The 18,896-nt window shown below is 63.5% G+C and carries 20 protein-coding genes; 13 read left to right on the top strand and 7 right to left on the bottom strand.

Annotation, left to right across the window (positions count from 1 at the left end):
• Window positions 1-124: 124 nt before the first annotated feature.
• The 3 genes from F3H35_RS14280 to tpiA are packed head-to-tail and all read left to right on the top strand — an operon-like array spanning window position 125 to window position 1,668.
• A complete protein-coding gene (locus F3H35_RS14280) occupies window positions 125-487 on the top strand; it encodes an SUF system Fe-S cluster assembly protein (RefSeq protein WP_007813427.1) in 363 nt (120 codons plus the stop codon).
• A 29-nt stretch (window positions 488-516) separates the two neighbouring features.
• Complete coding sequence (locus F3H35_RS14275) at window positions 517-867, top strand: HesB/IscA family protein (RefSeq protein ID WP_149780222.1); 351 nt, start codon at window positions 517-519, stop codon at window positions 865-867.
• 54 nt (window positions 868-921) lie between these two features.
• Entirely contained in the window at window positions 922-1,668 is a 747-nt protein-coding gene (gene tpiA, locus F3H35_RS14270; protein WP_149780221.1) for a triose-phosphate isomerase, read from the top strand.
• A gap of 4 nt (window positions 1,669-1,672) precedes the next feature.
• On the opposite strand, the gene F3H35_RS14265 is transcribed toward tpiA, so the two are convergent.
• Window positions 1,673-2,134: an Lrp/AsnC family transcriptional regulator gene (locus F3H35_RS14265; protein WP_149780220.1), complete on the bottom strand. Its 462-nt coding sequence runs from the start codon at window positions 2,132-2,134 to the stop codon at window positions 1,673-1,675.
• 145 nt (window positions 2,135-2,279) lie between these two features.
• Here F3H35_RS14265 and cysG point away from each other — a divergent pair, with 145 nt between their 5' ends.
• The 6 genes from cysG (at window position 2,280) to F3H35_RS14235 (ending at window position 7,694) form a co-directional block, all read left to right on the top strand.
• Window positions 2,280-3,674 carry a siroheme synthase CysG gene (cysG, locus tag F3H35_RS14260; protein WP_149780219.1) on the top strand — a complete coding sequence of 465 codons (1,395 nt, stop codon included), beginning with the start codon at window positions 2,280-2,282 and terminating at the stop codon, window positions 3,672-3,674.
• A 1-nt stretch (window position 3,675) separates the two neighbouring features.
• Window positions 3,676-3,984, top strand: a complete 309-nt coding sequence (locus F3H35_RS14255; RefSeq protein WP_149780218.1) for a DUF2849 domain-containing protein — start codon at window positions 3,676-3,678, stop codon at window positions 3,982-3,984.
• Window positions 3,977-5,650 carry a nitrite/sulfite reductase gene (locus tag F3H35_RS14250; RefSeq protein WP_149780217.1) on the top strand — a complete coding sequence of 558 codons (1,674 nt, stop codon included), beginning with the start codon at window positions 3,977-3,979 and terminating at the stop codon, window positions 5,648-5,650. The genes F3H35_RS14255 and F3H35_RS14250 overlap by 8 nt, the downstream gene beginning before the upstream one ends.
• Complete coding sequence (locus F3H35_RS14245; RefSeq protein WP_149780216.1) at window positions 5,637-6,371, top strand: phosphoadenylyl-sulfate reductase; 735 nt, start codon at window positions 5,637-5,639, stop codon at window positions 6,369-6,371. Before F3H35_RS14250 ends, F3H35_RS14245 begins: the two co-directional genes overlap by 14 nt.
• Window positions 6,368-6,772 carry a DUF934 domain-containing protein gene (locus F3H35_RS14240; protein ID WP_149780215.1) on the top strand — a complete coding sequence of 135 codons (405 nt, stop codon included), beginning with the start codon at window positions 6,368-6,370 and terminating at the stop codon, window positions 6,770-6,772. The genes F3H35_RS14245 and F3H35_RS14240 overlap by 4 nt, the downstream gene beginning before the upstream one ends.
• A 70-nt stretch (window positions 6,773-6,842) precedes the next feature.
• Window positions 6,843-7,694, top strand: coding sequence for a ferredoxin--NADP reductase (locus F3H35_RS14235; RefSeq protein ID WP_149780214.1), 852 nt, complete (start codon window positions 6,843-6,845; stop codon window positions 7,692-7,694).
• Window positions 7,695-7,790: 96 nt separating this feature from the next.
• Here F3H35_RS14235 and F3H35_RS14230 read toward each other — a convergent pair whose 3' ends face one another.
• Window positions 7,791-8,534 carry a translation initiation factor 3 gene (locus tag F3H35_RS14230; RefSeq protein ID WP_149780213.1) on the bottom strand — a complete coding sequence of 248 codons (744 nt, stop codon included), beginning with the start codon at window positions 8,532-8,534 and terminating at the stop codon, window positions 7,791-7,793.
• 203 nt (window positions 8,535-8,737) lie between these two features.
• On the opposite strand from F3H35_RS14230, the gene infC reads away from it, so the two are divergent.
• The 3 genes from infC (at window position 8,738) to F3H35_RS14215 (ending at window position 10,877) form a co-directional block, all read left to right on the top strand.
• The gene (infC, locus tag F3H35_RS14225; RefSeq protein ID WP_149780212.1) at window positions 8,738-9,283 is read left to right on the top strand and encodes a translation initiation factor IF-3; all 546 of its coding nucleotides are present in this window, start codon (window positions 8,738-8,740) and stop codon (window positions 9,281-9,283) included.
• A gap of 223 nt (window positions 9,284-9,506) precedes the next feature.
• Window positions 9,507-10,109: an SAM-dependent methyltransferase gene (locus tag F3H35_RS14220; RefSeq protein ID WP_149780211.1), complete on the top strand. Its 603-nt coding sequence runs from the start codon at window positions 9,507-9,509 to the stop codon at window positions 10,107-10,109.
• A 93-nt stretch (window positions 10,110-10,202) separates the two neighbouring features.
• Window positions 10,203-10,877 carry a dienelactone hydrolase family protein gene (locus tag F3H35_RS14215; protein ID WP_149780210.1) on the top strand — a complete coding sequence of 225 codons (675 nt, stop codon included), beginning with the start codon at window positions 10,203-10,205 and terminating at the stop codon, window positions 10,875-10,877.
• Between the two features lie 39 nt (window positions 10,878-10,916).
• On the opposite strand, the gene F3H35_RS14210 is transcribed toward F3H35_RS14215, so the two are convergent.
• The gene (locus F3H35_RS14210) at window positions 10,917-13,394 is read right to left on the bottom strand and encodes a penicillin acylase family protein (RefSeq protein ID WP_149780209.1); all 2,478 of its coding nucleotides are present in this window, start codon (window positions 13,392-13,394) and stop codon (window positions 10,917-10,919) included.
• A 61-nt stretch (window positions 13,395-13,455) separates the two neighbouring features.
• On the opposite strand from F3H35_RS14210, the gene F3H35_RS14205 reads away from it, so the two are divergent.
• Entirely contained in the window at window positions 13,456-14,349 is an 894-nt protein-coding gene (locus F3H35_RS14205) for an NAD(P)-dependent oxidoreductase (RefSeq protein ID WP_394852317.1), read from the top strand.
• A 140-nt stretch (window positions 14,350-14,489) separates the two neighbouring features.
• On the opposite strand, the gene F3H35_RS14200 is transcribed toward F3H35_RS14205, so the two are convergent.
• From F3H35_RS14200 to F3H35_RS14185, 4 genes are all read right to left on the bottom strand, one after another.
• The gene (locus tag F3H35_RS14200) at window positions 14,490-14,918 is read right to left on the bottom strand and encodes a YqaA family protein (RefSeq protein WP_149780207.1); all 429 of its coding nucleotides are present in this window, start codon (window positions 14,916-14,918) and stop codon (window positions 14,490-14,492) included.
• A gap of 224 nt (window positions 14,919-15,142) precedes the next feature.
• Entirely contained in the window at window positions 15,143-15,934 is a 792-nt protein-coding gene (locus F3H35_RS14195) for an FAD binding domain-containing protein (RefSeq protein WP_149780206.1), read from the bottom strand.
• Window positions 15,935-15,947: 13 nt separating this feature from the next.
• Entirely contained in the window at window positions 15,948-18,317 is a 2,370-nt protein-coding gene (locus F3H35_RS14190; protein ID WP_149780205.1) for a xanthine dehydrogenase family protein molybdopterin-binding subunit, read from the bottom strand.
• A gap of 55 nt (window positions 18,318-18,372) precedes the next feature.
• Window positions 18,373-18,858 (bottom strand): (2Fe-2S)-binding protein, encoded by a 486-nt coding sequence (locus F3H35_RS14185; RefSeq protein WP_149780204.1) that lies wholly within the window; start codon window positions 18,856-18,858, stop codon window positions 18,373-18,375.
• Window positions 18,859-18,896 lie beyond the last annotated feature (38 nt).

Here is an 18,896-nt window from a genome sequence, read left to right as displayed (position 1 = left end):
CATCAGCGGGCCGTTTGGTCCCAAAGGCGCGTAGGCTTCGTACGAACCCTACACAACACCCCCTCTGGACGTATCCGATCATAAATCTTATATGTTTAATCAGGAACACCGCAGGACGCAGGACATGACCCACAGCCCCGAACCTCTTGAAGGCGCGCCCCTTATCGCCCCGTCAAGCACGGATCACCCGCTTTACGACCAGTTGGTCGAAGCGTGCAGGACCGTCTATGACCCTGAAATTCCAGTGAATATCTACGATCTGGGTCTGATCTACACGATCGAGATCGACGCCGAGAATGCCGTGCGCGTCATCATGACCCTCACTGCTCCGGGCTGTCCTGTCGCCGGTGAGATGCCCGGTTGGGTCGCCGAAGCGATCGAGCCGGTCGCCGGTGTCAAACAGGTCGATGTAGAGCTTGTCTGGGATCCGCCCTGGGGCATGGACATGATGAGCGACGAAGCCCGACTTGAACTCGGTTTCATGTAATGAAATCAATCGGCTGAAAGGAACTTCTCATGTTTGGAATTCCCGGAAAACAGGCCGTCAGCATGACGGCTGAAGCCGCCTCCCAGATCGCCAAACTGATGGACCGTGACGGACATCAGGGCTTGCGCATCGGGGTCAAGAAGGGCGGCTGCGCCGGCATGGAATACACGATGGAGTATGTCACCGAGGTTGATCCCCATGATGAGGTGGTCGAGCAGAATGGCGCGCGCGTGATGATCGCGCCAATGGCGCAGATGTTTCTTTTCGGCACCGAGATCGACTACAAGACATCGCTTCTGGAATCCGGGTTCGTGTTCAACAATCCCAACGTGACCGAAGCCTGTGGATGCGGCGAATCCATCAAGTTCGAAGGCATGTGAACGTCGCGTTCCAAGTCACTGTATAATCAAGAATAAAAGAACGGGTGTTCGGGCATGCGCAAACTGGTTGCCGGAAATTGGAAGATGAACGGAACCAGCGCGGCGCTTGCCGAATTGCAAGCCATCGTCAACGCGCATCCCGCCCCCGGCGTCGATATCCTGATCTGCCCGCCTGCGACCTTGCTGTTTCAGGCCAGCCAGATGGTGACAGGACATGCACCAGATATAGGGGCGCAAGACTGCCACAGCGCCGCCTCCGGCGCCCATACCGGTGACATCTCGGCGCCGATGATCGCCGACACGGGCGCCACCGCCGTTATTGTCGGGCATTCGGAACGCCGCGAAACCTACAAGGAAACCAACGACTTGGTTCGTGCCAAGGCGTCCAAGGCCCATGCCAGCGGCCTGACTGCGATCATCTGCATCGGCGAAACCCTGGTGGAGCGCGATACCGGACAAACGCTGCAGGTGATCGGCGCGCAAGTGTCAGGCTCGGTCCCGGACAGCGCCACCAGCGCCAACACCGTGATCGCCTATGAACCCGTCTGGGCCATCGGAACCGGCAAGATCCCGACCTTGGAGCAGATTGGCGAAGTTCATGATTTCATTAGGGAAAACCTGACGTCTCGCTTCGGCTCCGCCATGGCTGAGATGCGCATTCTCTATGGTGGCTCCGTCAAGCCGACCAACGCCGCCGAGATCTTCGCCGTGCCGAATGTGGACGGCGCCCTTGTCGGCGGCGCGAGCCTGCGTGAGGCGGATTTCACGCCTATTATCAATGCGTTGGAGAGCACTGTTTAAGCTGTCACAATGGCAGCATCGTGGTCGATTTGATCTCTTCCATCGACAAGAGTGCGGTAACGTTATGCACCTTCACCTCTGAAATCAGCGCCTGATAGAACGTGTCATAAGCCCGCGCATTGGCCACCCGGACCTTCAGGATATAGTCGATATCCCCCGCCAGCCGATGCGCCTCCTGCACTTCGGGCCGGTCCCGCAAGGCCTGTAGGAACTTGGCCTGCCATGCCGTATCATGCTCCGAAGTTCGGATCAGAACAAAGAAACATGCTTCAAAACCAAGGGCTTCGGCATCCAGCAGAAAGGTCTGCTGCTTGATGATGCCCGCCTCGCGCATCTTGCGAATCCGGTTCCAGACCGGCGTCTTGGAGCTGCCGACGATCTTGGCGATATCGTCCAATGACTGCCCGCCGTCCTGCTGCAGCTGCACAAGTATTTTCCGATCCAGATCATCTAGGCGAACACTCATTTCACATTTCCCTTTTTCTTGGAACAGCCCCAGCAAGGCCCACATTATTTGGAACATATGTTCTTAATTCTGCCGAGCTATGGCGCTTATATGGGAATATTTTCTATATTGCGGGAGAAGTCAAACAGTTCACCGGGGACATCCCATGAAACATTTTCCTGTTTTCCTCGCGGTCGAAGGTCGCCGGATCGTCCTGTCGGGTGGCGGCGATGCCGCGCTTGCAAAGCTCCGCCTGCTGCTCAAGACCGAAGCCCATCTGACCGTCTTCGCGCCCAGCCCCGCCCCCGAGATCACAGGCTGGGCCGCCGAAGGCCGTCTGACCCTGCACCGTCGCGCGATGGAGCCCGGTGACGCGCTCTGCGCGGTGCTGTTCTACGCCGCCGACGAAGACGAGGCCGAAGACGCCCGCACCAGCGCCATCGCCCGCGCGGACGGGGCGCTGACCAACATCGTCGACAACCTCGCTGACAGCCAGTTCATCACCCCCGCCATCGTCGACCGCGACCCGGTGACCGTGGCGATCGGCACCGAAGGCGCAGCCCCCGTTCTGGCGCGTGCCATCAAGGCCGATCTGGAAGCCCGCCTGCCCGCGACCCTTGGCCCGCTGGCGCGGATCGGCAAGGCGTTTCGCAGGATGGCCGAAACTCTGCCGATGGGCCGGGCACGGCGTGATTTCTGGGCGGATTACTACTTCACCGCAGGACCACGCGCCATGGATCGCGGCGGGGAAGACGCGGTGCAGACCATGCTGGACGGGCTTTTGCGCCGCCATCACAGCGCGGCGGAACGCCCCGGCCATGTGGCTTTCGTGGGCGCCGGTCCAGGCGATCCCGAGCTTCTGACCCTCAAGGCGCGCAAGGCGCTCGATACGGCGGATGTGGTCATTCATGACCGGCTCGTCACGCCGGAGATCCTTGAGCTTGCCCGCCGCGAAGCCACGCTGATCGACGCCGGCAAAGAGGGGTTCGGCCCCTCGATGACGCAGGACGACATCAACCGGCTGATCACGGAGCACGCGGCCCAAGGCGCGCAGGTCGTGCGCCTGAAGGGCGGAGACCCTACCGTTTTCGGCCGTCTTGATGAGGAAATCGACGCCGTGGATGCAGCCGGCATCGGCTGGCATATCGTTCCCGGAGTCACCGCCGCCTCGGCCAGCGTTGCCGCTATCGGTCAAAGCCTGACGCAACGGCGGCGCAATGCCTCCGTTCGGTTCCTGACCGGCCATGACATGGCCGGCTTCGCCGATCACGACTGGTCCGCATTGGCCCGCCCCGGAGAGGTTGCCGCAATCTACATGGGCAAGAAATCTGCACGCTTCATTCAAGGGCGGCTGATCATGCATGGCGCCGATCGGAACACGCCGGTCACGGTGGTCGAGAACGCCTCGCGGCCCGATCAGCGCATCCTCGGCACCACGCTTGACCGGCTGCCGCAGGATCTGAACGAGGCTGCCGTCACCGGGCCTGCGCTGACATTCTACGGGCTGGCCCCTCGGGCCACCCAAGTCGAACTTTCCGCTTTAGAACAGGAGCTTGCCTGACATGCCCCGCGATTTCACCCCCAAAGTCGTCACCGCCAACGCGCTGATCGAAGGCGATGTCGTTTACCTCACCCGGGATGACCAATGGACCCGGCACATGTCCGAAGCCGAGTTGATCACGGACGAGGCCGAATCCCAGTTACGGCTTCTGATGGCACAGGCGCAAACCGAGACTGTCGTGGGTGTCTATCTTGCCGAGGCAAAAGCAGGTGCCAACGGCCCCGAACCCGTTCATTTCCGCGAGGCGTTCCGGCGTACCGGCCCCTCCAATTACCGCCACGGCAAACAAGCGGAGTTGACCGATGTATGACTATACCGAATTCGACGCGGCCTTCGTGGCCGAGCGCAACCGCCAGTTCCGCCAGCAGGTCGAGCGCCGCCTGAGCGGCGCCTTGACCGAGGATGAATTCAAACCGCTGCGCCTGATGAATGGGCTTTATCTGCAACTGCACGCCTACATGCTGCGCGTGGCGATCCCCTATGGCACGCTCAACAGCCGTCAGATGCGCCAGCTGGCCTATCTCGCCTTGCGGTGGGACAAAGGCTATGGCCACTTCACCACGCGCCAGAACATCCAGTACAACTGGCCCAAATTGCGCGACGTGCCCGACATGCTGGATGCGCTGGCCGAGGTGGGCATGCACGCCATCCAGACCAGCGGCAACACCATCCGCAACGTGACCGCCGACCATTTCGCCGGCGCCGCAGCGGATGAGATCGCCGATCCCCGCCCGGTGGCCGAGCTGATCCGGCAATGGTCCACCGATCACCCCGAGTTCCAGTTCCTGCCGCGCAAGTTCAAGATCGCCGTCACCGGGGCCGCCGCCGACCGCGCGGTGACGCGCGCGCATGATATCGGCCTGCAGATCGTCCGCCGCGACGGGCAAACCGGCTATCGTGTGATCGTGGGCGGTGGGCTTGGGCGCACACCGATGATCGGCAAGGTCCTCAATGATTTCGTGACGCAGGATGATCTCCTGCCCTATCTGGAGGCGGTGGTCAGCGTCTGGAACCTGCTCGGTCGGCGCGACAACAAGTATAAATCGCGCATCAAGATCACCGTGCACGAACATGGGATCGACGATATCCGCGCCCGCGTGGAGGACCGTTTCAACCTGATCCGGCCCACATTCACGGGCGTCGATCTGGCGCTTTTCGAGCAGATCAAAAGCGCTTTCGCCCCGCCCGCCTTTCGCACCGACAGCACGGCGGTCTTCGACACAAGCTACAGGACCGATCCGATCTTCCGGTCCTGGGCCGATACAAACCTCGCGGCACATCGCGCGCCGGGCTATGCCATCGTGCAAATCAGCCTCAAGGCGCATGGCGCCACGCCGGGCGACGCAACCGCCGAGCAGATGCGCGTCATGGCCGATCTGGCCGAACGCTATGGCCATGACGAGTTGCGCATCAGCCACGAACAGAACGTCATCCTGCCGCATGTGCACAAATCCGATCTGCCGACAGTCCATGCCGCGCTGAAAAAGCACGGGCTGGCCACTGCCAATATCGGACTGATTTCGGATATCATCGCCTGCCCCGGCATGGATTATTGCGCGCTGGCCACGGCCCGTTCGATCCCGATCGCCCAGGATATCGCCCGGCGCTTCGACGACTTGAAGCTCGAGCATGAAATCGGCGAGTTGAAGATCAAGATTTCCGGCTGCATCAATGCCTGCGGGCACCATCATGTCGGCCATATCGGGATCCTTGGACTCGACCGGGCCGGGGTGGAGAATTACCAGATCACGCTTGGCGGCGATCACACCGAGACAGCGAGCTTGGGTGACCGGACCGGTCCCGGTTTCTCGGCCGATGAAATCCTCCCGGCGATCGAAAGGATCGTGCGAACCTATCTCGACTACCGCGATAGCCCGGACGAGACGTTTCTGCAGACCTATCGCCGCATCGGAATGGAGCCGTTCAAGACCGCGCTTTATGACAACGCAGGGGCCAATGCCTATGCAGCGCAGTGATCCGACCTCGCGTGTGCAGGCCCTGAATGCGCGCTACCGGCATCATGCGGCCAGTGACGTTCTGGCGCATGCGCTCAGCGATGCGGATGCCGGGCGGCTGGCGCTTGTGTCAAGCTTCGGCGCGGAGTCGGTGGTGCTGCTGCATATGATCGCCGTCCTGAGGCGCGACACCCCGGTGATCTTCGTCGATACCGGCATGCTGTTTGCCGAAACGCTGGTCTATCAGCACGAATTGGCCGAGCGGCTGGATCTGCGCGATCTGCGCATCGTGCGGGCGAACAAGGCCGATCTGCAAAGCGAGGATCCCGCCCGCGTGCTGCACCGCTCGAACCCCGACGCCTGCTGTGACCTGCGCAAGACAAGGCCACTGGCGCGCGCGCTGGAAGGCTTCGATGGCTGGATCACCGGGCGCAAGCGTTACCAGGGGCCGAGCCGCGCCGCGCTGGACTTCTTCGAGGCCGAGCCGGGCACAGGGCGCATCAAGGTCAACCCGCTGGCCCATTGGACCCCCGAGGATATCCGCACCTACATGGACGAAAACCGTCTGCCTCGGCATCCCTTGGTGGCGCGCGGCTATCCGTCCATCGGCTGCCAGGTCTGCACCACCCGCGTGGCGGATCATGAAGACCCAAGATCAGGCCGCTGGCGCGGTCACGACAAGACCGAATGCGGCATTCATTTCGAAAACGGGCGGATTATCCGCCAAGGAGAGACGGCATGAGTATCATCGTCACCGACAAAGGGTTTGGCCCCGACGACTGGACAGCCCCGATATCCGCACTGGAAGACGCGCGCACGGATCATGGCATCGACTTGCCCTCGAGCGCCGATCCACAGGAGCTTGCAGGCCGCCTGCCCGGCATCAGGCTCATTCGCGTGGACTTTCCCAGTTTTTCGGATGGGCGCGGCTTCACCATCGCGCGGCACCTGCGCCTGATGGGCTACAAGGGCCGTCTGCGCGCACGGGGTCACGTAATCGCCGATCAATACGCTATGGCGCGGCGTGCCGGGTTCGACGAGATCGAGATCTCGGAGGATCTGGCCGCGCGCCAGCCCGAAGATCATTGGCTTTTCCGCGCAGATTGGCAGGCGCATGACTATCAGGCGCGCCTGCGCGGATAAACCGCCCTGTACCTGACCTGAATCAAAGATTACTTAGAGGTGTCGGTTTAACGAACCGGCAGACGAGGCAATGAACGAGATCAGCAAAGTGACCGAAGCACCCGCCAAGGCCGTCAAGACCCCCACCCTGCCCGACGCGCAGAAAGTCACCCAAGTCACGCATTGGACGGATCGCCTGTTTTCCTTCCGGGTGACGCGGCCCGCGTCGCTCAGGTTCCGCTCGGGCGAGTTCGTGATGATCGGCCTGATGCAGACGGACGAGAAGACCGGCAAGGAAAAGCCGCTTCTGCGCGCCTATTCCATCGCCTCGCCCAGTTGGGACGACGAATTGGAATTCTATTCGATCAAGGTGCAGGACGGCCCGCTTACATCGCGGCTTCAGCATATCCAGCCGGGCGACGAGATCATCCTGCGTCCCAAACCCGTGGGCACGCTGGTGCATGATGCGTTGCTGCCGGGCAAACGGATCTGGTTCTTCGCCACCGGCACCGGCTTTGCGCCCTTCGCGTCGCTTCTGCGCGACCCGCAGACCTATACCGATTACGATGAGGTGATCATCACCCACACATGCCGCGAAGTGGGAGAGTTGGCGTATGGCCGCGACCTGATCGACAGCATTCGCAGCGACGAAATGCTCGAAGAGCTGATCGGCGAAGGTTTCCATGAAAAGCTGCGCTACTATCCGACCACAACACGCGAAGACAGCCCCAAAATGGGGCGCATCACGGATCTGATGCGCTCGGGCGAGGTGTTCGCGGATCTCGGCGTGGCGCCGCTTGCGCCTGAAACGGATCGGGCGATGGTTTGTGGCAATCTGGCGTTCAACCTTGAAATCAAGGAAATGCTCGAAAGCTACGGCCTGCGCGAGGGGGCCAATTCTGATCCCAAGGAATATGTTGTCGAAAAGGCGTTTCTGGACTGATGACAGGGCGGTGAGGCCCTGCCAGATCCAGTAAGCAGATAAAAAAACCCGCGCCCAACGGCGCGGGTTTTACGTTCCACGGCTTGACGCGCGGGGTTACAGACCAAGCGCCTCGCGGACCGAGGAGAGCGCCTGGTTGAGAAGATCGGGATTGTTGCGCGCCTGATCCAGAGTGCCTTTCAGCAAGGTTTTCTGCATGTCGCCCAACTGGGACTCGTCGATCATCTGCGCAACCTTGTCGAAGTCGAAGCCGTCGACGGTCAGGGCCTCGGGCGTTTGCGCGGCGCTATCGGTTGCGGTGTCTGCCGGTGTCTCGGGTTCTGTCTGGGCAGCTGCGTCCGTCGCGGCGTCCGTCGCGCTATCTGTGCTCGGGGTCGCCTCGGGCGCGGCATCAGCCGGGCTTTCGGTCGCGGCAGGTGCAGTTTCCTCAGCTGTTTCAGTAGCTTGAGCAGCATCCGACGAGGTGCTTTCGGTTGCGGCATCGGCGGCGGTGACCGCTTCTTCGACCGCCTGCTGCGCTGCGTCGACCGTGTCCTGTGCGGCCTCTACGGCCCCTTCCACTGCAGAGGTGGCCGCGTCTGCCGCAGAGGATGCGGCGTCCTGAGCGGCGTCAACGGCTTCGCTTGCGGCATCCTGGGCTGCGTCCACGGCCTGCCCGGTCTCTTCGGCGGCGGTGTCTGCGGCGGTGCCGAGAGTGTCAGCGGCGTCTTGCAGGGGTTCCGGCTGCTCGACGACGCCGGTGACCGCCTCGGCGATCTCATCGACCGATTTGCCGGTGAACAACATGTAGCCCCCCACCAGCACGGCAACGGCCACCAATATCCAAACAAGGTTTCTCATCACTCTCTTCCCCTCGAAATATGGGCCGACCAACAGCTTGCGACCTTCGTGTCCTTGCTTTCAGATGTCGACCCAAATGAAAAGCCGCAAGAGGCAATCTTGCTTATTTAGGCTTGGATCAGCCGATTTTGCCGCTTGAAACGCCGTGATGGCGCGGTTACTTTCGCGCATCAAATTACCCCAACAACCAAAGGAACAAAGCCATAGCCCGCAGACCCCACAACGCGCCCCCGACGCGCGAAACAGGCCCCCGCATAAACGAAAAGATCCGCTGCCCGGAAATCCGTCTGATCGGAGCGGACGGAGAGAACGTTGGCGTCGTGACGCCGGAGCGGGCGATGGAGATGGCCGAGGAGGCGGGGTTGGATCTGGTCGAGATCTCGCCCAATGCAGAGCCGCCTGTCTGCAAGATCATGGACTTCGGCAAGTTCAAGTACGAACAGCAGAAACGCGAGGCCGAGGCGCGCAAGAAGCAGAAGATCATCGAGGTGAAAGAGGTCAAGTTCAGACCCAACACCGACACGCATGACTATGATGTCAAGATGCGTAACGTCATGAGATTCCTGCAAAATGGCGACAAGGTCAAGGTCACGCTGAGGTTCCGCGGCCGCGAGATGGCGCACCAGGATCTGGGCCGCGACCTGCTGGAGCGGGTGGCCGAGGATGTCAAGGATGTCGGCAAGGTCGAGAACATGCCGAAGATGGAAGGCCGCCAGATGATCATGGTGATCGGTCCCCAATCGCGGTAATCGGCACGCCCTTGCCTGTGTAGGATTCGTACGAATCCTACACGCGATTGGGACGGAACACGGCCCCTGATCCGCAAATTGTGTCCCTTCCGTACACATCCACGCGAAAATCACCCGCTTGCGCCCCCGGTGCCGGCGGGTTTTCATATGCCGGCACGGATGACCGGTAGCGGCCAGCTGACACGAAGAACCGACACCGCCTCGCAGACGAAAGGACGCGCATATGTGGGAAGAGCGCTACGCCACGACGGATTATCTGTTCGGTCGCGAGCCTGCGGCGTTTCTGACCGATCACGCCGATCTGCTAAAGCCGGGCGCCACGGCTCTGGCCGTGGCGGATGGCGAGGGGCGCAACTCGGTCTTCATGGCAGAGCGCGGTCTGGAGGTGACGGCACTGGAGTTCGCGCCCTCGGCCATCGCCAAGGCCCGGGCGCTTGCCGCCGAGAAGGGCGTGACGGTGAGCTTTCGCGAAACCGACGTGCTGGCGCATGACTGGCCCGAGACATTCGATCTTGTGGCCGGTATCTTCATCCAGTTCGTCGGACCCGATGAGCGCGCCCGGCTGTTCGAGGGCATGCGGCGCAGCGTCAAGCCAGGAGGGGTGATTCTGCTGCATGGCTACACGCCCGAGCAGATCGCGCTTGGCACCGGCGGGCCACCCCATGCGGAGAACATGTATACCGAAGACCTGCTGCGCGAGGCGTTTGGGGACTGGAAGATATTGGAGTGCCGCGCATATGAGCGGGAGATCAGCGAGGGTCGTGGACATTGCGGACGGTCGGCCCTGATCGATCTGGTCGCCCGACGCCCCGAGACGGACGGGTGATGCCTACCGGAGGATCAGTCCCGCGCCGAAGCACAGGCCGCGCAGCGGTGGCTACTTTGTTTCATGTCAAGGCGCTAACATTCCAGATCGGCTATGATCGATAGAATGGGAAATAGCGCACATATTGAGACTTTTATCACGGTGGCGAAGGGTGCCTTGGCTCTTCCAGGCACGTTGGACGTGCCGGAGGCCCCAAAGGGATTGGTGATCTTCGCTCATGGCAGCGGCAGCAGCCGGATGAGTCCGCGCAACCAATACGTGGCGGATCGGTTGAACGCCGCAGGGCTGGCCACATTGCTGTTCGATCTGCTGACCGAAGAGGAGGCGTTGGACAAACGCAATGTTTTCGACATCGCGTTGCTGGCCAATCGCGTGGGGGCCGCGCTGAACTGGTGCACCTTCGAGACCCGCGTGCGCGATCTGCCCTGCGGTCTCTTCGGGGCAAGCACGGGGGCGGCGGCGGCCTTGCAGGCGGCGGCCGATCACCCGAGCGTCGTGCAGGCGGTGGTCTCACGCGGCGGGCGCCCGGATCTGGCGAAAGACGCGCTGCCCCGCGTTCTGGCGCCGACCCTGCTGATCGTCGGCGAGCTGGACGGCACGGTGTTGATCCTGAACCGTCATGCGGCACGGTCGCTGACTTGCGAAACAATGATCCAGGTGGTGCCGGGTGCGACGCATCTTTTCGAGGAACCCGGCGCGCTGGATCAAGTGGTGGCGCATGCGACCGGCTGGTTCGGCCGGCATCTGGCACCGGCGAGGCCGGTCTGAGCCGGGCCGCGCGCCTGACGCCCCTGCCCGTTCACGGCCTTATTGCGGCACGGCCGGCTCGAGCAGGGTGATGCCCACCGCCGCCGCGCGCGCCAGTTCCGGGTCCAGAGACATCGGGATATATTCGCCCCGCCGCCAGAGCTGTGCCAGATCGTCATAGTGACGGGACAGGAAATGTCCCGATTGCCCGGTCGAGATGATGAACACGCTGCTGTCGGGATCGGCGAAATCATAGACCCCGCGATAGCCCGCGCCATGCACGTTCTGGAACGGCTCGGGGCCAGCGCCACGGGTCCGCCCGCGTTGCAGGGTGTTGTCGCCGCCCGAGGTGGATTGACGGATATTGACGAAATAGCGCAGCACCGGAACGTCGCCCAGAACCGGGTGATCATGCGTCGCCTGATGCGCGTCGCCCCATCGCAGGCTTTCGAGCGCCGTGCCATACCGTTCGTTGATCCAGACCAGCGCATCATCCAGCGCCATCCGCGCGATATCGGTGCAGGTTTCCACCGGCGAGGATTGCCGGACATCGCACCAGGCCGAGGCACCGTCGATATCGCGGTAGACCCGTTCGATGAACACCGGGTCGGGATGGGCGAATTCGCGCGACAGCGGCCCCAGATCGTCACGGATCAGCCGATCCTGAAGCGCGCGCATCCAGGCGGCATAGATCAGCGGCTCGGGCAGATGTTCGTTCATCTCGCCGTTCCAGTCGGACAGAAGATCGAGCGCGCGCTGGCGCTGGCGTTCGGGGGTGCCGTCGGGCGCGGCTTCGCCGGTGAACCACAGGTTTGCACCGATCAACGGCAGAAGCGACCGCGCGGTGAAGCTGACGGTGTCGAGCTGCGCCTCGATGAAGCTGTCGCGGGTATGCACCTCGCGGCTTTGCATCAGGCGTTGCCAGCGGTGGATGCGCTGCGTGTCGCCCCAGACGAAGCTCACATGCAACGGAAAGGGCCGGTCCACGGTCTTGTTGTTGGTGTTGCCCAGCACACCGCCTGCAGGCGCGATAAATTCGGGATTGGCCGAATAGGGGCTGATCCCCTGCCAGCGGTTCTGCCGCACCCAGCCCCGAGAGGGCATGCGCCCCTGGCTTTCATGTTGGGCGTTGCGGCGCGGCATGGCGCCAAGGGTTTTCATGGCGATCGTGTCGTTGTCCACCAGAAGGACGTTTTGCGACGGCGCGATGTAAAGCTCGCCTGCGGCCAGCGCCTCGGTGACCGAGGCGGCCCCCATCAGGGCAATCGCCGCGCTCATCGTGGTGTCGGCGGGATCGAGTGCCGTCCAGGACAGCGAGGCCACATGACCCGCCGGCGTGACCGTGCCCAGATCGGCGTGCGAGCCGGGCAGCACCGGGCCATTGTCGGTCCAGCGCAGGGTCAGGGTGACGGGCTCGGCATCCTTGATGCGGATGATCGAGCGCGCGGTGCGGAAGGGTTTGTAGCCTTCGGGCGTCAGGTATTCCCCGGGATTTTCGGGGTTGAGCCGTTCGATATGCACATCCTGATCGTCGAGATAGGACGAGGTCAGCCCCCAACCCAGATCGTTGCTGCGCCCGCTCAGGATGGCGGGCATGCCGGGGATCGTGCCGCCGATCACGCCACCGCGTTCGAGTTCGAGCCGCGCGAGATACCAGATCGCCGGCGCGGAAAAGCCCAAGTGAGGATCATTGGCCAGAAGCGTCCCCGAGCTTGCCGAGCGCGCCGGTGCCGCGGCCCAGGCGTTCGAGGCCCCTGCAAAGGCCCGCGGATTGAAGGGCGAGAGCGGATCGCGCGGACGCTCCGCCAGCGCGGCATGGCGCAGCGTCTCGGCGCCGGGCATCAGGCTTGCGTAATCGGGAAGGGCCGCCAGACCGCTGCCGGGGGCGAGCGGCAGGATATCGTCGATCCTCGTGGCCTCCTCGAGCGCGAGGGAGGTGCGCGCGCGCAGCACCTCATGTTCGAGATGCGAGGAGAGTTGCACCGCCATCAGCTTGAGAATGGCCAGCGAATCCGCCGGTTGCCACGGCGCCATGGGCGCGTTGAAGAGGAACATCTCGGGCGCGCCCCGGCCAAGCGCGTCGGCGTTGATCTCGGCGAGGCGGGCGTTGACGCCCGCGGCATAGGCCTCGAGCGCGCGGAGGGTCTCGGGGGTTTGGGCGGCCACCGAGCTGCGGGCCAGATCATGCAGATCGAAGCGGCGCATGACCTTGTCGATCTCGAGCGTGCGGGGGCCGAATACCTCGGAGAGGCGGCCTTGCGCGGTGCGGCGCAGCATCACCATCTGCCACAGCCGGTCCTGCGCATGGGCATAGCCCAGGCCGAAGAACGTGTCGGCGTCGGCCTGCCCGAAGATATGCGGCACATTGGCGTGATCGCGCACGATCTCGACCGGGGCGGAGAGGCCCTCGACGGTGAGGGACTTGTCGTAATCGGGCAGCGAGCGCGACAAAAGGTAGTACAGGCCCAGCACGGCCACCAGCACCAGCAGGATGGCCCCGCCGGTCAGCCTGAGAAGCCATTTGAAGATCGACGCCATGCACGCACCCGGTTTTCCCTTGCATTCCGCCATGGGATAGTCAGAAATCCCCCCCGAGACAATGGGAAGGGAGACGATGATGACGAAACTGGCATTCCTTGGCCTTGGCGTGATGGGCTACCCGATGGCGGGGCATCTGCAGGCGGCGGGACATGACGTCTGCGTCTACAACCGGACCGCGGCGAAAGCGGAAAAATGGGCCGCCGAACATGGCGGGCGCCACGCGGCCACACCGCGCGAGGCCGCCGAAGGGGCGGCTTTCGTGATGGCCTGTGTGGGCAATGACGACGATCTGCGCAGCGTGTGCACCGGGCCGGATGGCGCCTTTGCCGGGATGGGCGAAGGGGCGGTTTTCGTCGATCACACGACGGTCTCGGCCAAGGTCACGCAGGAGCTTTACGCGCTGGCGAAAGAGGCCGGGCTGAATTACGTCGATGCGCCCATTTCGGGTGGTCAGGCGGGGGCCGAGAACGGCCAGCTGTCGATCATGTGCGGCGGCGATCAGGACGCCTATGACGCCGCCGAGCCGGTGATGACCACCTATGCCAAGCTGTGCCGCCGGATCGGCGAGAGCGGCGCGGGACAAATGACCAAGATGTGCAACCAGATCGCCATCGCCGGGCTGGTGCAGGGTCTGAGCGAGGCGCTGCATTTCGCCGAAGAGGCGGGGCTTGACGGGCGCGCGGTGGTCGAGGTGATCAGCCAGGGGGCCGCCGGAAGCTGGCAGATGTCGAACCGCTACGAGACGATGCTGGACGACAAGTTCGAGCATGGCTTCGCGGTGGACTGGATGCGCAAGGACCTGAATATCTGCCTGTCGACGGGCGACGAGATCGGCGCCTCCTTGCCGGTGACCGCTCTGGTCGATCAGTTCTACAAGGATGTCCAGAACATGGGCGGCGGCCGGTGGGATACATCGAGCCTCTTCAAGCGGCTGCGCAAGCTGTCGGGCTGAGCGCGCGCGGCTTCCGGGGGTATGGGGGCCAGCCCCCGCCGTTGAAATCCCATGGGATTTCAACGACTCCCCCGGGATATTTGGAGCCAGAAGAAACATGAAGGTCCGGGGGGCGGTGACGTTTTGGATGAAGCCGGCGCTCAGAGCCAGGCGAGGGTCGCGGCGGCCAGAAGGATGTAGCGCGCGCCCTTGGCGATCGTGACCAGCAAAAGGAAGGACGGGAGCGGCTCGCGCATCAGCCCTGCGACCACGGTGAGCGGATCGCCGATGACCGGAAGCCAGCTGCCCAGAAGCGACCAGCGCCCGTAGCGACCGTACCAGGCCTGGGCGCGGTCGAGCTGTGAGGCGGAGGCGGGGAACCAGCGCCTGTCGCGAAAGACCAGCAGATAGCGCCCCAGGACCCAGTTGACGACGCTGCCCAGCACATTGCCCAAGGTGGCGACCGCGATCAGCAGGGTGGCGGGATGGGTGGCAGCCACGAGAAGACCGGCGAGCACCGCTTCGGACTGGAACGGAAAGATCGTGGCGGCGGCGAAGGCCGCGAGGAACAGACCCGAGAGCGCGATCATGACCGGCGGGCCGCCTGATACGGGCGGCAAGGCCCGAGACAGGTCATGCGGGCGCTCATGCGCGATATGCGAAACGACAGGCGGTCATGCGACGCGGGATAGAGGCGGAACGGGGGCGCGTAAAGCCCCTGCCCTGTCGGGTGCGAGGAACGCGCGGCACCGGGCCAAGAAAAACCCCCGCCATCGCAAGGATGGCGGGGGCATTAGGGTCGAGCGCTGCAGCGTCAGCCCGCAGCGGTCACGGCGCGGCGGGTCATCACCGCCACGAGATGCGCGCGGTAGTCGCCCGATCCGTGCATGTCCGAGATCATGCCGTCGCCCGGCAGGGACAGACCTTCGAGCGCGCTGGCGGAGAAGTCCGAGGACAGTGCCGCCTCGGCCTCGGACCAGCGGAACACGCCCTCTTCGGAGGCGCCGGTCACCGCGACGCGCACGCCGCCTTCGTATTGCGCGACGAACACGCCCACGAGGGCGAAGCGCGAGGCGGGTTGCTCGAACTTCATGTAGGCGGCTTTTTGCGGCACCGGGAATTTCACCTCGGTGATGATCTCGCCCGGTTCGAGCGCGGTGGTGAACATCCCCTGGAAATAATCGTCGGCGGCGATGTCGCGGCTGTTGGTCACGATCACGGCACCCGAGCCGAGGGCCGCGGCCGGATAGCAGGCCGAGGGGTCGTTATTGGCAAGGCTGCCGCCGATCGTGCCACGGTTGCGCACCGCCGGGTCGCCGATATGCGAGGCCAGCGCCGCCAGCGCGGGGTATTTGCCCGCGCCGGAGGCCACTTCGGCATGGGTGGTGGCCGCACCGATGCAGATGCGGCCGGAATCATCCTCGCAGATGCCCTTGATCTCATCGATGCCGGTCAGGCTGATGAGGGTCTCGGGGCTGGCGAGGCGCTGCTTGAGGGTGGGAATCAGCGTCTGTCCGCCGGACAGGGGCTGATTTTCCTCGGAGGCGACGAGCAGCTTGACCGCGTCGGCCACTGTCGTGGGGCGTTCGATGTCGAATGCATACATGGTCTGGTCCTCCTCAACCTGCTGCCTGGATCGCCTGCCACACCCGGGAGGGCGAGACGGGCATGTCGACGTGGTCCACCTTGATGCCGCCCGATTGCAGGGCGTCGACCACAGCATTGACCACCGTGGGCGTGGAGCCGATGGCCCCCGCCTCGCCGCAGCCTTTCACCCCGAGCGGGTTATGGGTACAGGGCGTGCCGTTGGAATGGTCGATCGAGAAGAACGGCACGTCATCGGCGCGCGGCATGGCGTAATCCATGTAGCTGGCCGACAGAAGCTGTCCGTTCTCGTCATAGGTGCAGTTTTCCAGAAGCGCCTGGCCGATCCCTTGGGTCAGGCCGCCATGCACCTGACCGTCGACGATCATCGGGTTGATGACATTGCCGAAATCATCCGCCGTGGTGAAGCGGGCGATGGTGACCTTGCCGGTTTCGGGATCCACCTCGACCTCGCAGGCATAGGCGCCGGCGGGATAGGTGAAGTTGTTGGGATCGTAGAAGGCGGTTTCCTCGAGCCCCGGTTCCAGATCCTCGAGCGGATAGTTGTGCGGGACGTATGCCGCCAGCGTCACATCCCCCCAGGCCACCGACTTGTCGGTGCCCGCGACGGTGAACTGGCCATCCTTCAGCTCGATATCCGCCTCGGAGGCTTCGAGCAGGTGAGAGGCGATCTTCTTGGTCTTGGCGATGATCTTTTCGGTCGCACGCACCATGGCCGAGCCGCCCACCGCGATCGAGCGAGAGCCATAGGTGCCCATGCCCATCGGAGTGTTGGCGGTGTCGCCATGTTCGATCTCGACCATCGAGGCGTCGATGCCCAGCATGTCGGCCACCACCTGCGGGAACACGGTTTCGTGGCCCTGCCCGTGGCTGTGGCTGCCGGTCATCACGGTGATGCCGCCGGTGGCGTTGACCCGAACGGTGGCGGATTCGTAAAGACCCGCCCGCGCGCCAAGCTGCCCCACGAGGTTCGAGGGCGCGATGCCACAGGCCTCGATGAAGCAGTTGATGCCGAGCCCACGCAGCTTGCCGTTCTTTTCGCTTTCCGCGCGGCGGGCGGCGAACCCGGCGAAATCGGCGCGCGATTCAAGTTTGTCCATCAGCCGGTGGAAATCACCCGAATCGTATTCCACGGCGACGGGCGTCGCATAGGGGAATTCGGTGATGAAGTTCTGCCGGCGCAGCGCGATCGGATCGACACCCAATTCGCGCGCCGCCTTGTCGATGGCACGTTCGAGCTGATAGGTCGCCTCGGGGCGGCCGGCGCCGCGATAGGCATCGACCGGCACGGTGTTGGTGAACACCGCCTTGACGTTCACATAGACCAGCGGCGTCTTGTAGTTGCCGGCCATCAGCGTGCCATGCAGCCAAGTGGGGATCGAGGGCGCGAAGGTCGACAGATACGCGCCCATATTGGCATAGGTCATGGTGCGCACGGCGGTGAAATTGTTGTCCGCATCCAGCGCCAGTTCGATCTTGGTCACGTGGTCACGGGCTTGCGCGTCGCTCAGAAACGCCTCGGAGCGGGTGCAGGTCCATTTGACGGGACGGTTGAGTTCCTTTGCGGCATAGGTGCAGAACGCCTCTTCGGCGTAATGGTAGATCTTCGAGCCGAAGCCGCCGCCTACATCGGGGGCCACCACGCGCAGCTTGTGTTCGGGGATGCCCAGAACGAAAGCGCCCATCAGAAGCCGGATCACATGCGGGTTCTGCGAGGTCGTGTAAAGCGTATGCTCGCCGGTGCCGCGGTTGTAGTCGCCGACGGCCACGCGCGGTTCCATCGCGTTGGGCACGAGACGGTTGTTGATCAGCTCGACCGTGGTGACATGCGCCGCGTTACGGATCGCCTCGTCGACGGCTTCCTTGTTTTCCTCGACGAAGCCCCAGTCGAAACACAGGTTGTCGTCCAGCTCGTCATGCACCTTGGTGCTGCCTTCGGCCAGTGCCGCCTTCATGTCGATCACGGCGGGCAGTTCTTCGATGTCGAGCACGATCGCCTCGGCCGCGTCACGGGCCTGTTCGCGGGTTTCGGCCACGATGGCGCAGATCGGGTCGCCCACATGGCGCACCTTGCCTTCGGCCAGAACCGGGTGGCGGGGCTCTTTCATGGGATTGCCGAAGCGGTCGGTGACCTGCCAGCCGCAGGGGATGCTGCCGGCGGTTTCGAAATCCTTGCCGGTGAAGATCCGCACGACGCCGGGCATCGCCTCGGCGGCGCTGGTGTCGATGTCGTTGATCCGGCCATGGGCCAGGTCAGAGCGCAGGAAATGCACATAGGCCTGTCCGCGCAGGTTGATGTCGTCGGTGTAGTTGCCGATTCCGGTCAGGAACCGGGCGTCCTCGCGGCGCTTTGTGCTGGCGCCGATGCCTCCGTCCTTGGGCATGAGGTGTCCTCCCTGTTGGTGGGTCGCGGCGGTGCGCCCGCCGAGCGTTTGTTCGTTATTCGGCGGCGATCTTGCTCACATCCTGCCCGGACGCGGCCATGATTGCTTTCACGATGTTGTGATAGCCGGTGCAGCGGCAGATATTGCCTTCGAGATAGTCGCGAATCTCGGCCTCGGTCGGGGTCGGGTTTTCGGCCAGAAGGGCCTTGGCCGACATCACCATGCCCGGCGTGCAGAAGCCGCATTGCAGGCCGTGATGCTCATGGAAGGCCTGCTGCACGGTATCGAGCGTGCCATCGGGAGCAGCGACCCCTTCGATGGTGAGCACATCGGCGCCTTCGGCTTCGGCTGCGAACATCGTGCAGGATTTCACGGCCTTGCCGTTCACATGCACAACGCAGGCGCCGCATTGGCTGGTGTCGCAGCCGACATGCGTTCCGGTCAGGTTGAGTGTCTCGCGGATGAAGTCGACAAGCAGCGTGCGGCCTTCGATTTGGCCGGTCGCGGGCTTGCCGTTCACGGTCATGCTGACCTGTGGCATAGAGTCCTCCCATTTGGCTAGTCATTCGTTAGCTGAGG

Source organism: Roseovarius litoreus, assembly GCF_900142765.1.
Classification (GTDB): Bacteria; Pseudomonadota; Alphaproteobacteria; order Rhodobacterales; family Rhodobacteraceae; genus Roseovarius; species Roseovarius litoreus.
The sequence above is the reverse complement of the archived record's forward strand: the minus strand, read 5'-3'. Positions and strand labels throughout refer to the sequence as shown.

Coding starts and splice junctions, on each gene's coding strand:
- F3H35_RS14280 (WP_007813427.1), top strand. CDS start 125: ATGACCCACAGCCCCGAACCTCTTGAAGGCGCGCCCCTTATCGCCCCG.
- F3H35_RS14275 (WP_149780222.1), top strand. CDS start 517: ATGTTTGGAATTCCCGGAAAACAGGCCGTCAGCATGACGGCTGAAGCC.
- tpiA (WP_149780221.1), top strand. CDS start 922: ATGCGCAAACTGGTTGCCGGAAATTGGAAGATGAACGGAACCAGCGCG.
- F3H35_RS14265 (WP_149780220.1), bottom strand. CDS start 2,134: ATGAGTGTTCGCCTAGATGATCTGGATCGGAAAATACTTGTGCAGCTG.
- cysG (WP_149780219.1), top strand. CDS start 2,280: ATGAAACATTTTCCTGTTTTCCTCGCGGTCGAAGGTCGCCGGATCGTC.
- F3H35_RS14255 (WP_149780218.1), top strand. CDS start 3,676: ATGCCCCGCGATTTCACCCCCAAAGTCGTCACCGCCAACGCGCTGATC.
- F3H35_RS14250 (WP_149780217.1), top strand. CDS start 3,977: ATGTATGACTATACCGAATTCGACGCGGCCTTCGTGGCCGAGCGCAAC.
- F3H35_RS14245 (WP_149780216.1), top strand. CDS start 5,637: ATGCAGCGCAGTGATCCGACCTCGCGTGTGCAGGCCCTGAATGCGCGC.
- F3H35_RS14240 (WP_149780215.1), top strand. CDS start 6,368: ATGAGTATCATCGTCACCGACAAAGGGTTTGGCCCCGACGACTGGACA.
- F3H35_RS14235 (WP_149780214.1), top strand. CDS start 6,843: ATGAACGAGATCAGCAAAGTGACCGAAGCACCCGCCAAGGCCGTCAAG.
- F3H35_RS14230 (WP_149780213.1), bottom strand. CDS start 8,534: ATGAGAAACCTTGTTTGGATATTGGTGGCCGTTGCCGTGCTGGTGGGG.
- F3H35_RS14220 (WP_149780211.1), top strand. CDS start 9,507: ATGTGGGAAGAGCGCTACGCCACGACGGATTATCTGTTCGGTCGCGAG.
- F3H35_RS14215 (WP_149780210.1), top strand. CDS start 10,203: ATGATCGATAGAATGGGAAATAGCGCACATATTGAGACTTTTATCACG.
- F3H35_RS14210 (WP_149780209.1), bottom strand. CDS start 13,394: ATGGCGTCGATCTTCAAATGGCTTCTCAGGCTGACCGGCGGGGCCATC.
- F3H35_RS14205 (WP_394852317.1), top strand. CDS start 13,456: ATGGGAAGGGAGACGATGATGACGAAACTGGCATTCCTTGGCCTTGGC.
- F3H35_RS14200 (WP_149780207.1), bottom strand. CDS start 14,918: ATGATCGCGCTCTCGGGTCTGTTCCTCGCGGCCTTCGCCGCCGCCACG.
- F3H35_RS14195 (WP_149780206.1), bottom strand. CDS start 15,934: ATGTATGCATTCGACATCGAACGCCCCACGACAGTGGCCGACGCGGTC.
- F3H35_RS14190 (WP_149780205.1), bottom strand. CDS start 18,317: ATGCCCAAGGACGGAGGCATCGGCGCCAGCACAAAGCGCCGCGAGGAC.
- F3H35_RS14185 (WP_149780204.1), bottom strand. CDS start 18,858: ATGCCACAGGTCAGCATGACCGTGAACGGCAAGCCCGCGACCGGCCAA.